Raw genomic sequence first — 11,259 nt, forward strand, 5'->3', positions numbered from 1 at the left:
CTTTGCGTGTACGAATACGACGCGAACATGTTCGCCGTCCTCGGACACATTCATCCGCCAGACGTCGTTCATGCGGCGCTGGTCCTCAAGGGAGGCGAGCGCCCCGCTCTGGACCAGAACCTCGATCACCGAGGCGCGAGACAGGCGAAGGTACCACCCCACCTCAAGTCCCACGCCTCAGCACTTGTCGCGCAGATCGAGAAAAATCCGATTCCCCTGTCCTTCCTGCATGGCTAGTACCTCATGCCCGGTCCGTCGGGCTGAAAGAAGGGGTTGTGCACCATCTCGTCCCCCACCGTGGTGGCCGGACCGTGCCCGGAATAGAGCACCGTCTCCGGCGGCAGGGTGAAGATGCGCCGCTCCACCGACCGAACGAGGGTCGGCATGCTCCCGCCGGGAAAATCCGTGCGCCCGACGGCTCGCGAAAAGATGAGATCGCCCACGAAGGCCGCACCGGCCTCGGGGAAATGAAAGGTCAGACTGCCGCGCGTGTGTCCGGGCGTGGCCAGCACATTGCAGCGCTGGCCGATGAATTCGGTCTCGCCCTCGGTCAGCGGCTCGAAGGCGAAATCGTCCACGCGGGGGAAGCCCATGGCTCCGCCGCGCCCCACCTCCGTTTCCAGCAGGTAGGCATCATCGGCGCTGGCGCACACGGACGCACCCGTGGCCGCCGAAAGGGCCGCCACTCCATAAATATGGTCGAAATGCAGATGCGTGACCAGCACCCGCTCCAACACGAGGCCCTCGGCCTTGAGGACCGCGAGCACCTCGTCGGGCTCGCCGCCGGGATCGACGAACAGAGCGCGCCCACCCTCGGAGAGCAGATAGCCGTTGGTCATGAGCGGGCCAAGCTCGAAGGTCCGAATCAGCATCAGAACGCCTCCAACAGCAGCGTTTCCAGCGGCTGGCGCGAACTCGCGCCCGGATGTGCCGGATGGCCAATGGCGAGAAAGGCCATCAGCTCGTAGCGCTCCCCAGACAGGGACAGCGCGTCGAGCACCTGATCCGCCTGATTGACGATCTCGCCCAGCCACACGCCGCCAAGTCCGATGGAATGCGTGGCCAGCAGCATGTTTTGGATGCAGGCCCCTGCGGTCTGATGATCCTTCAGCGGAGAATACATGGCGTCGCGATCGAGAAACACGCCCACCAGCAGCCCGCAGGCCTCGACGACGGCCCCGTACTTCGTACACCCGGCCAGCGCATGGACGCGCGCATCACCGGGCCACAGGCACAGAAAGCGCCACGGCTGGTTGTTGAGACCACTCGGCGCGAAGCGCCCCGCCTCGACGATGGTCAGCGCATCTTCACGCGTCACAGGCTCGCCCGTAAAGCGGCGCACACTACGGCGCTCGCGGATGGCCTGCAGCACAACGTTGTCCCTCTCAGTCATGATTCCTCCGCCCCTGTTCGAATATCCGGCATGGGGCGACCAGACTTTGACCGAAGAACCGCATCTTGTCCAGAGCATCATCTTTGTCCATACAAGCGATTGCGCAGGCAACGAGACTCGTCGAGGAAGCAACGACAACGCACAAGTAAAGCCATAGCGAATTTTCCGCATGATATATGCGTCATCCACCCGACAGCTCGTCCGCCGCGCCACAGGTTTACAGACGTCGAACCGCACACGGCCCCAGCATGATCGGCATAACATATCGCGACTCACCCATCGGTCATACGGCTTGCATGACCACGCTACATGGCAAACGGACATCGCACCCCCGAAAATGCTCCGCACACCCCGCTGCGACGCGCACCATGACTGCGCACAATGGCACGAGCGCACACCGGGCAACGCAATCAGCCGCATCCGCTTGAACTCCCGCCCGAGGCGCGGTATGCCCCGGACATGAGCGCGCACACTTCACTTCTTCCGGACAACGGCCCCGCACTGGACCGCCGCGACCTCATCTCCTTCGAGCACCTGCTGCAAAAGGAAATCGCCGCGTTCCTCCCCTTCACGTCCTACAGCCTCTTCTTCCCGCGCAGCCTCGACGGCGGCGGCGCGTGGGAAGGCCTGCGTAGCGGCATGGCCGTGCATCTGCCAGAGGAGGAAAAGGTCTTCCTCCCGCTGGTGCTGGACGAACGCATGCTCGGCGTCTTCGCCGCGCGCGGCGTGAAGATCGAGGATTCGCCCTCGCTGGCCAGCTCCCTTGCCGCCATGGCAGGCATGTGCATGCAGAAGCTCCAGCTCTACAAGGCCAGCATCACCGACCCGCTGACCGGGCTGGCCAACGCGGCGCACTTCCTGCGCACCCTTGGCGACGAAGTTTCGGCCCTACGCGACTGCATGGTTCCCGGCTCCGGCTCCTGCATGCGCGGCGACAGCTCCGGGCCCGCAGGCGGCTTCTGCGTCATGCACATCCTGCTCGCGGACATGCATCGCTGGCAGGACCGCTACGGCTACGCCTTCGGTGACCGCGCCATCGCGGCTGCGGCCAGCGTGGTCTCGAAGGCCCTGCCCGAGGACGCGCTCGCCGCTCGCCTGTCCGACGATTCCCTCGCCGTGCTGTGGCCGGGTGCCGCCGCCGACGCGGGACGCAAGCTGGCCAACCGCCTCGCCGCACGGCTGGAGACCTTCACCATCACGGACACGGTCCTCGATCAGGAGCTTGCGCTGTCGGCACTGGTGGGCGTGGTCCACTACCCCGTGGACATGACCGACCGCGCCCTGCACCAGCCCGTGCGCGAACAGGCCGGAGCCCTCACGGCCAAGGCCACACGCGCCGCCCAGCGCGCCCTGCGCGGCAAGGCCCTCGGCTTCGGGCAAATCGTGCAGGAAGGCGGACGTGTTCGCGAGGTGCTGCCCCTCAACCGCCTGACCATCAACCTCGGGCGCAACGTGGGCGCTGCCGAAGGTCAGCGCTTCCTCGTGTGGTCCGACGACCACGGCGGCGGGCCGGACACCGCGCCCATGTGTAAGGGCGAAGTGCTACTCATGGAAATCCGCCCGGATTCCGCGCTGGCCGACATCATGCACCTCTCCGACCCGGCGTGGACCATCGCCGCCGGGGACAGGCTGACCCTCGCGCCGGAGGCGGAATGCGCACGCTTCGCCCGCGCGGACGACGGTCCCCACCGCGATATGCTCACCGGGCAGCTCCTCTACGCCGACTTTCAGGAGGCCTTCGCCAGCGCACGCGACGGTCTCGAACGCTTCTCCCTCGTCCTCGTCCGGCTCCCCGACCAGAATGGCGACGACGCACAGGTCCGCACCGAGGCCCACCTGCGCGACGTATCCGCCACCTGCGCGTCCGTCTTCGGCCCGCGTGCCGTAGGCGGCCGCTTCAGCATCGGTAGCGTCATCTGGTTCCTGCCCGACATCACGGGGCGCAAGGCCGCCTCGCTATGCCGCGCCGTGCGCAAGCGTCTGGAACGCTCTATCGACACGCCGCCCGCCTTCGGCGTGGCCACCTTCCCGTATCTCACCTTCTCGCGCGCGGACACGCTGGACAACGTGCGCAAAGCGCTCGACTACGCCCAACTGCTCCCCGCGCCGAGCATCGCGCTCACGGATTCCGTGGCGCTCAACATTAGCGCAGACAGAATGTTCGCGCAGGGCCGGCTCTACGACGCCATCGAGGAATACAAGCTGTCCCTGCTGGCGGACCGCACCAACGCCGTGGCCCGCAACTCGCTTGGCATCTGCCTCGCCCGCGCGGGCGAGCTGTCGCAGGCCAAGCGCCAGTTCCGCACCGTGTTCACCAACGACCCCACGGACCTCTTCGCGCACTACAATTACGGCTACGCCTGCCAGAAGATGAAACAGTACGACGACGCCCGCGACGCCTACGAGCAGTGCCTGCGCCTCGACCCGAAGCACATCTTCAGCCATGTCCGCCTCGGCGAGCTGCTCCAGCGCGAAGGCCGCTTCGACGACGCCCGCGAGCGCTACACCCGCGCCGCCGCCATCCGGGGTGGCGAAGGCCTGACCCGTCGCTACCTCGCCCGCCTCGCCCTTGCGCAGGGCCGTGCCGACGAGGCCCGCGAGCACCTGCATCAGGCCCTCATCCACGACCCCAAGGACGCCGTATCCCTGCACCTCATGGCGCGGCTGTACCTCGACAACGGCGAAGATCCGCAGGTGGCCGAATCCCTCGCCCGCCAGTCCGCCGCCCTCGTGCCGCAGCAGCCCGCCTTCTGGAAGGAACTGGCCCGCGCACTCACGGCGCAGGGCCGCACCGAAGAGGCGCACGAAGCCCTCGCCCGCGCCGAAGCGCTCTAGCCATCCGTCATCGCACAATAAAAAACGCCGGAAGGGGCAACCCTTCCGGCGTTTTTCATTTCAATGTCCGATGCGGCGACGCGGACGGGACTAGTCCTGCGGCGCGTCCATCCACTGGTGGAGCTTACGCAGGACGAAACGGTCCTGCGTGAGGCCGGGCAGCACCTCCAGCACCAGCTTGAGGGGGTTCACGTACTTCACGCTCCAGTCGAAGCGGATAGCCACGGCGGACTCGCCCTCGGCCGCGCTTCGTGCCACGCAGCGCCGGATGTCCACGGTACGCGGGCCCTTCTTGGTGTCCCGCGTCCAGAGGATTTCCGTGCGCTCCATGGCCTCGGCCCAGCGGGCAATCCACTGCGGCGCATCGTCGGCGAGGAAGCACAGTTCGTAGTCCTCCGCCGCGGCCTGCTGCGTCTTGCCGGTCAGGGGCAGAGTTTCGATGCGCACGAGGTCGAAGCCGATGGGCAGCTCGCGCGACAGACAGCGGGCCAGTTCGTCCATGGGCATGTTCTCGCGCAGAACGAGGTTGAACCATTCGGATTCGCTCTCCACGCCCACGGGCAGCGCCATGCCGAAGGACATGCGCGGCAGCGGGTGGAAGCCTGCGGAGAAGCTGACGGGAACGCGCGCGCGACGCAGCACGCGCTCCAGCATGAGCTGCATCTCCACCTGACTGATGAAGCGGGCCAGCCCCTTCTTGGCATGCCAGATGCGGTAGTTGACAGCCTTGTCCGCCAGCTTGCCGATGGACGGCGGCATGGGGCGTCCGCGCCGGACCTCCTTTTCGGGGGTCTCGGGGACTTCGGCGGCGGCCTCTGTCACCGCGCCGTCGGCAATGTCCTCCACACGCAGATCGGCGGTGGTGGCGTGGGCGTTGGCCTCCTCGGTGGCATCGCTCTGGTCGCGCTGGGAGAAGACCACGCGGGGACGGATTTCGACCTCGGCCGACTGGCGGACAAGTTCCGAGGTCCGGCCGTCGTGGTTACACACGCCGCAATTCCGGCAGACATGATAACGGCAATCCGGGGTCAGACGGCCTTCGAGGGCGCGTCTGCGCTCGGTGGCGAGATACTCCTTGCGCACGCCGGGGTGCAGGTGATCCCACGGCAGGGGCGCATCCACGTCACGCGCGGCGAGAAAGTCCATGGGGTCCAGACCTTCCTCGGCCATGGCCTCCATCCACTTGTCGAGATCGAGATGGTCGGTCCAACTGGTGAACAGCGCGCCCTTGGCGTAGGCGCGTTCCACCACGGGAGCCAGCCGCCTGTCGCCGCGCGAGAAGACGCCTTCGAGGAAGCTCATCTGCGGCATATGCCAGCGCAGCTTGAGGCGCTTGTAGGGAGCCATGGCCTTGCGCAGGTAGTCCACGCGCTCGCGCACCTCGTCCATGGTGAGCTGGCGCTCCCACTGGAAGGGGGTGTGCGGCTTGGGCACGAAGGGCGACACGGCGGCGGTGACCTGCAGGCGCTTCACGTCGCGCCCGGCGCAGTCGCGCACCTTGAGGCAGAGATCGACGATGGCGTCGAGGTCCTCGAAGGTCTCGGTGGGCAGGCCGAGCATGAAGTACAGCTTCACCTGCTGCCAGCCGCGGTCGAAGAGCTTGCGCACGTGGGTCACGAGGCCTTCCTCGGTGATGCCCTTGTTAATGACGTCGCGCAGGCGCTGGCTTCCGGCCTCGGGCGCAATGGTCGCGCCGGTGCGGCGGATGGAGGACATAAGCTCCATGATCCGCTCGCTCACGGAGCCGACACGCAGCGACGGCAGGGAGATGGACACCTGCTCGCGGCGGCAGCGGCTGAAGCTCTGCTCGAAAAGATGTTCGAGGGCGGAATAGTCGCCCGTGGACAGGGACAGGAAGGACAGGTCCTCGTAGCCCGTGGCAGCCAGACCATCGGCGATGAGGCTGTCGAGGGTGTGCGGGTCACGCTCGCGGGCGGGACGATAGATCATGCCCGCCTGACAGAAACGGCAGCCGCGCGTGCAGCCTCGAGCGATCTCCACGGCCAGCCGGTCATGGACGGGCTGGGCGAAGGGCACGATGTGACGCACCGGGAAGGGGGTGTCCTCCATGCTGGCCACGATGGCCTTCTCCACAAAGGGATAGTCCTCGTACAGCGGGCGGGGTGCCTCCGTGCCGCCGGGGCTGTTGAAGAACGCCGGGACGTACACGCCGGGCAGGCTGCGCAGATCCTCCAGCAGTTCGCGGCGCGACTTGCCCGTGCGCTTGGCCTCGGCCACGCGTTCGAGCAGGCGCATCTGCACGTCCTCGCCGTCGCCCAGAATCATGCAATCGATGAACGGCGCGATCGGCTCGGAATTGAAGGTGCAGCCGCCGCCAGCCAGCACCAGCGGAGCGCTGCCGAGGGGCAGGTCCAACCGATCCTCGGCCCGCAGCGCAATGCCGCCAAGATCCATCATGTACAGGATGTTGGTGAAGCACAGCTCGTGCGTGACGTGAAAGCCCACCACGTCCATGGCGGACAGCGGCGTGTCGGATTCAAGGGTGCACAGCGCCTCGCCGCGTTCGCGCAACAGCGCGGCAACCTCGTCGCCGGGGGCGAATACACGCTCGGCCCAGAAGTCCTCGCGCTCGTTTATGATTCCGTAGAGGATCTTCTGCCCGAGGTAGGACATGCCCACTTCGTAGAGGTCCGGAAAGGCCAGCGCCATCCGCACGCAAACCGCGCCGGGGTCCTTGTGCACGCTTCCGGGCTCGGTTCCCAGATAGCGGCTGGGGCCTTCAAAAAGCGGGAGTAAAGCTCGCATCTATGCCTCCGGCGGGCCGCAGCGGACCGCCTCTGATGATTCCCTGCGCGCGGGACACACGCCAATCCGCGCAACGCATCAAAAAAGGGGCGACCCGTAGGCCGCCCCGGAAAAACGTCGGGCCGGGTCCGCTATTTCTTGAACAGCTGGGACAGGTCCGAAATCTTGCCGCCCTTTCCGTCACCCATGCCGCCGAGACCGTGCAGGTCACCGGGGCGAGCGATGGTCAGGTTCGAGGAAGCCTCAAGGTACTTGGTCTTCAGTTCCTCGGGGCAGTTCTTGTATTCGTAGATGACGTGGTCGAGGGAAATCTCGGCGTCGATGTCGGTGTCGAAGGGGTAGCCGAAGGGCAGAAGCAGCATCTGCACGCCCTGCTGCGTGGGAACGGACTGCAGGACGGCGGCGTCACGCATGAGGCGAGCTTCGCCATCGTACTTGCCGATGAGCATTTCGCCGTTGATGAGCTTCACCAGTCGAATGTCGTAAGCCATGATGAGGTGTCTCCTTGATCAGAATTCACGTGGAACGTAGGGACTCGCACCAGCCCTGTCAAGCGCCGCAGCGACGCGCGGCGCGCCCTTCGCCCCAGCCTGCGGGCGACATTGGAGAATCTCAGGCGGCCGCCCCGGCCTTCTCTTCGACGCCGCGCAGAAACTTGCGGATGGTGACGTTCGTGGGGTCAAGCTCCAGCGCCCTGCGCGAGAGCGTCACGGCCTGATCGAAACGCTTACCCGCTGCGAACAGGCGCGCCATGCCGAAGAGCATGTTCGGCGTATCGCCGCCCTTCTTCTGCTCGCGCTGGAAATACTCCAGACCGCGCTTCAAGTCCTTGGTCTTTATCGCGGCGTCGCAGAGCATCTCGCAGGCACGGCGGCCATCGGGGTCGATCTCCAGCGCGCGGCGCAAGTACTCGAAGGACTCCGAATGAAAATTCGCGGCCTGAAGGCGCTCGGCAATCATCATGAACAGCGCGTTCTCGTCCACATGCAGGTCCACGGCCTCGCGGAAGGACTGCTGCGCCTCCTGAATCATGCCCCGCTCAAGATGGCGGGTTCCGGCGAGCAGCGCGCGGTCCAGCTTGAGCTTGCGCTCGCGCATGGCCTCCATGGCCTCGTTGTCCGCCTCGCCCTGGATGGTCTTGATAATGGGCACAATGGCGGCGAGGAGCTGCTTCTCCTGCCCTCGCGTCCAGGCAAGGGGCTTGGCGTGCAGGCGCTTGACCGCCTCCAGCCCGGCGACGTTGCCGACGTTCTCGCGCAAGAGGTTGCCGATGCGCTGCATGTCCACCGAATGGATGGTGTGCTTGAGCATGAGCGTGAGCGCCTCGGCGAGGGACATGAGGCTTTTTAGTTCCTCACCCTTGCGATACGAAAGGCGGCAGCGATTCAGGTGCTGCTCGACGAGCTTGGCCACATTGGACATAGACATCCCTTTTTGTTCGAGGAATTGCACAGGATGACGCATCGGTTCGCGATGCCACGACGCGCCCACATGTTTCCATAACAATTTTGAAGGAGTTTTTGAAGATTTCCGATGCACCCCCGCCAATTGGCGAGACCTGTTGCCGTGGCGGCCATTTTCCGGATACACTGGTTCCCTGCGCACATCACACGGGCAAGGGAATCTGCCATGAAGGAATCTCCGTACCTTGAGGGGCGTCTAGACCTCCTCGACAGCATGAAGAAGATGCAGGCCTTCGCCCCGCTTGGCGACAGGCAGCTCGCCACCATTCTTTCCCTCAGTAAGATACGCACCTACTCGAAGGGCGAACCCATCATCACGCAGGGTTCCTTCGAAAGCTGGATCTACTTCATCATCAGCGGCAGCGTGCGCGTAGAGCGCGACGGACGCAAGATCGGCGAACTGCAGGGCAGCGGCGCGGTCTTCGGCGAGATGGGGATCATCGACGGCACCGAGCGCTCGGCCTCTGTCGTGGCCCACTCGGACGTGATGGTTCTCTGTGTGGACGCGTCATTTCTCGACCGCATGGAAGACGTGGACAGGGCCTCGTGCTACACTCTCTTCTACAAGCTCTTCGCGACGATTCTCGCGGAACGCCTGCGACAGACCAGTGACGAACTGGCGCAGGCCAAGGAAAAGATGGCCGTCCTGCGCAGGCGCATCGTGGACAGTCCATGATGCATCATGGCTAAAACGGCCTGCCCGCATTGCCTTTCACAGCAATTGCGGATAGCTCTGAACGAGGCTTCATACAGCGCCACAAAACCACCCCAACCTGCGCAACACGGGAGAACCGATCATGGGCACGACTGTCGCCATCCCGGCCAGCAGACCATCCATTCTCATCCTCGCCGCCGCCATCGCGGTACTGTGCATCGCGGCAGGCGCGGCAGGCAGTCTCCTTGCGGGCGGCGTCGCCGCGCTGATCGGTCTCGTCCTCGCACTGGCCCTCTTCCTGCGGGCAAAAGCCAACGACCGCAGCACAAGCGACCAGCTCGAACTCCTCCACCGCGACATCGAAGCCTATCGACAGGAATCAGTCCTGCTCTCCCGCGCGCTCGAAGCGGCAGACCTGCCCATGGCCGTCTGCGCCGACGCGGAAACCCTGTGGGCCGCCAGCACATCCATGGCCAAGACCATCGGAGCGCACTCGGCCTCCGAACTGCGCGGGCTGTCCCTGCGCGAGGTCTTCGGTGAACGCATCGCCATGGACATCGCCAGACAGGGCGGGCATGGCGTCATCGAGGGAACACTCGAAGCCTCCGGCGCACCCGTGCGCATCCACATCGGCCGCGACCGCGACACCGGCGTCTTCGTCCTCCAGCTTGCGGACATGAAGAAGGAAGCCAACGCCTGCGACGAAATCGCCAAGGAACGCGAACAGTTCAAGAAGGCTGCGGAATCCATCAACCAGCTCGCCCAGCGGCTGGCCAGTTCGTCCGAGCTCATGAGCGCCCATGCCGACGAGCAGGCCGCCGGGTCCAAGCGCCAGAAGGAGCAGACCCAGGCCGTGGCCCACGCCGTGGAGCGGATGATGGAAGCCGTGCTGCTGGTAGCCCAGAACGCCACGGCCACCTCCGAGGTCGCCGAAGAGGCGCGGACCGAGGCCGTGGACGGCGTGGAGCTGGTCAAGCAAGCCGTCGCGCGCATCAATGCCCTTTCGGAATCAGCCAAGGGCCTCGCCAAGGAGCTTGCCGAACTCGACACCCGCGCGGGCGAGATCGGCCGCATCATCGGCGTCATCAACGACATCGCGGACCAGACCAACCTGCTGGCCCTCAACGCCGCCATCGAAGCCGCCCGTGCGGGCGACGCCGGGCGCGGCTTCGCCGTGGTTGCCGACGAGGTCCGAAAGCTCGCCGAAAAGACCATGGACGCCACAAAGGAAGTCGAACGGGCCATCCGCACCATCCAGAATTCCGCCAAGTCCGCCGTGGACTCCATGACCGTCACCGGCAAGCAGGTCGAGGAGAGCACGGACCTCTCCAACCGGGCCGGACATTCCCTCGAAAAGGTCATGGGCAGCATCGACGACATGGTCGGGCGCGTGGCCCACATCGCCACGGCGGCGGACGAGCAGTCCTCCCACGCGGAGGAAATCTCCCGCAGCGTCGACGACATCGCGGACATCGCCCGCGACGCCGACGAGGGCGCAGCGCAGCAGGCCTTTGCCACGCGCGATCTGGCCAAGCTGTCGAGCGAGCTGCTCTCGCTGTCCAGCGTCGGGGGCGCGCGCGACGCCGCGCACCATGCCCGCCGCAAGGGCGAGGGCATGATGAAGGGCGTGTTGCCCAAGCTCATGCATGATTTCGTCAAGGAACAGCTGGGAGACAAGGCCCTGAAGGCCGTCGAGACCAAACTCGGCGATATCGTCTTCCTGCCTACGGAGAGCTATCCGGACCATCTGCTCGTCGAAATGGCCGACGCAGCCGCCGAGGCCACGGGCATGCGGCGCGACGAGGTGCTGCGCAAGCTCGGCCTCTTCACCATCGGCGGCTTCCACAAGCTCTATCGCCGCTACTTCAAGGCCAAGACGCTCAAGGACTTCCTGATGTCCATGAACGACACCCATGCCGATGTCATCCGCGACATGCCCGGTGTCATCCCCCCACGCTTCACCTTCGAGGACAAGGGCAAAGTGCTGTTCATGAACTACAAGTCCAAGCGCGCGCTGTTCAGCTACTTCCACGGCATCATCGAAGGCGCGGCGGCCTTCTACAAGGAATCCGTCACCGTGAAGCTCAAGCCGCTGGACAAGGAAACCGCCCGCGCCGAAATCCACTTCAACGAGCACTGACCCGCGC

General features: G+C 65.4%; 9 protein-coding genes. 4 read left to right on the forward strand and 5 right to left on the reverse strand.

Going from position 1 to position 11,259, the window contains the following annotated elements; genetic code table 11:
- Positions 1 to 27: 27 nt before the first annotated feature.
- A complete protein-coding gene (locus GGQ74_RS12970; protein ID WP_167942021.1) occupies positions 28 to 237 on the forward strand; it encodes a hypothetical protein in 210 nt (69 codons plus the stop codon).
- On the opposite strand, the gene GGQ74_RS12975 is transcribed toward GGQ74_RS12970, so the two are convergent.
- Complete coding sequence (locus GGQ74_RS12975; RefSeq protein ID WP_167942022.1) at positions 234 to 872, reverse strand: MBL fold metallo-hydrolase; 639 nt, start codon at positions 870 to 872, stop codon at positions 234 to 236. The two genes, GGQ74_RS12970 and GGQ74_RS12975, sit on opposite strands and share 4 nt — an antisense overlap.
- Positions 872 to 1,393, reverse strand: a complete 522-nt coding sequence (locus GGQ74_RS12980; RefSeq protein ID WP_167942023.1) for a nitroreductase family protein — start codon at positions 1,391 to 1,393, stop codon at positions 872 to 874. The genes GGQ74_RS12975 and GGQ74_RS12980 overlap by 1 nt, the downstream gene beginning before the upstream one ends.
- Positions 1,394 to 1,774: 381 nt before the next feature.
- On the opposite strand from GGQ74_RS12980, the gene GGQ74_RS12985 reads away from it, so the two are divergent.
- Positions 1,775 to 4,228 (forward strand): tetratricopeptide repeat protein, encoded by a 2,454-nt coding sequence (locus GGQ74_RS12985; RefSeq protein WP_167942024.1) that lies wholly within the window; start codon positions 1,775 to 1,777, stop codon positions 4,226 to 4,228.
- 90 nt (positions 4,229 to 4,318) lie between these two features.
- On the opposite strand, the gene GGQ74_RS12990 is transcribed toward GGQ74_RS12985, so the two are convergent.
- The 3 genes from GGQ74_RS12990 to GGQ74_RS13000 all read right to left on the reverse strand — a co-directional run bounded on the left by GGQ74_RS12990 (position 4,319) and on the right by GGQ74_RS13000 (position 8,422).
- Positions 4,319 to 6,994 carry a TIGR03960 family B12-binding radical SAM protein gene (locus GGQ74_RS12990; RefSeq protein ID WP_167942025.1) on the reverse strand — a complete coding sequence of 892 codons (2,676 nt, stop codon included), beginning with the start codon at positions 6,992 to 6,994 and terminating at the stop codon, positions 4,319 to 4,321.
- Positions 6,995 to 7,125: 131 nt separating this feature from the next.
- Positions 7,126 to 7,485 carry a hypothetical protein gene (locus tag GGQ74_RS12995; protein ID WP_167942026.1) on the reverse strand — a complete coding sequence of 120 codons (360 nt, stop codon included), beginning with the start codon at positions 7,483 to 7,485 and terminating at the stop codon, positions 7,126 to 7,128.
- 121 nt (positions 7,486 to 7,606) lie between these two features.
- Positions 7,607 to 8,422, reverse strand: coding sequence for a tetratricopeptide repeat protein (locus GGQ74_RS13000; RefSeq protein ID WP_167942027.1), 816 nt, complete (start codon positions 8,420 to 8,422; stop codon positions 7,607 to 7,609).
- Positions 8,423 to 8,623: 201 nt separating this feature from the next.
- Between GGQ74_RS13000 and GGQ74_RS13005 the strand changes: the two genes are divergently transcribed.
- On the forward strand, positions 8,624 to 9,133 hold the full coding sequence (locus GGQ74_RS13005) for a Crp/Fnr family transcriptional regulator (RefSeq protein WP_167942028.1): 510 nt from the start codon (positions 8,624 to 8,626) through the stop codon (positions 9,131 to 9,133).
- Positions 9,134 to 9,254: 121 nt separating this feature from the next.
- Complete coding sequence (locus GGQ74_RS13010) at positions 9,255 to 11,252, forward strand: methyl-accepting chemotaxis protein (protein ID WP_167942029.1); 1,998 nt, start codon at positions 9,255 to 9,257, stop codon at positions 11,250 to 11,252.
- Positions 11,253 to 11,259: the final 7 nt, after the last annotated feature.

Origin of the sequence: Desulfobaculum xiamenense (assembly GCF_011927665.1) — a bacterium.
In the GTDB taxonomy this organism is placed as follows: Bacteria; Desulfobacterota; Desulfovibrionia; order Desulfovibrionales; family Desulfovibrionaceae; genus Desulfobaculum; species Desulfobaculum xiamenense.